Here is a 577-nt window from a genome sequence, read left to right on the forward strand (position 1 = left end):
CCTCCCAAGGATCTCCAAGATCAAATCGATCAAAGTCAATGACATAAATATTACGATCTTCACCAATCATGAAATTCCCGATATGATAATCTCCATGTTGGAAAACCTGAGGTCTATCTTTTAACAATTCTCGATTTGCATTTAAAAAATCAATAAAGATCTGACCATTTTCATATTGAACGGGACATTCTTTGTATTTGGAGATTTTGTCATCAATTTTTCGATTATAAAAGACCTCCCAATCTTCACGAACTTCTGTAACAGGGAGTGAATGAATTTTTTGAAGGATTCTTCCTGCTTCTACTCCATAAGTATATTGTTGTTCTTTCGAATAAGTTAAAATGGTTTCTCGAGCATCTTTCCCGTCTATCCATTCATGTAAAGAATGTACTTCGTCATCGCAGAGTTCTATGCTGATCGGTTTACACATCGGAACTCCAAGAGAAGCTACTTTCTCCATCATATCAAATTCAAATTTTTTAGAATCTAACTTCTCCTTATCAGAAACACGCAAGAAATATTTTTGCTGATTTTGATCTGTCACATAATATTTTTTATCATCTGACCAGCCTTTATT

Annotated in this window: 1 protein-coding gene; it reads right to left on the reverse strand. The window is 34.0% G+C overall.

Annotated elements, in window-relative coordinates:
• Positions 1-577, reverse strand: a 577-nt coding sequence (locus tag D8863_RS10845; protein ID WP_260469810.1) for an aminoglycoside phosphotransferase family protein, incomplete at both ends; no start/stop codon positions are given.

Origin of the sequence: Streptococcus oralis (assembly GCF_003943825.1) — a bacterium.
Lineage (GTDB): Bacteria > Bacillota > Bacilli > Lactobacillales > Streptococcaceae > Streptococcus > Streptococcus oralis_CD.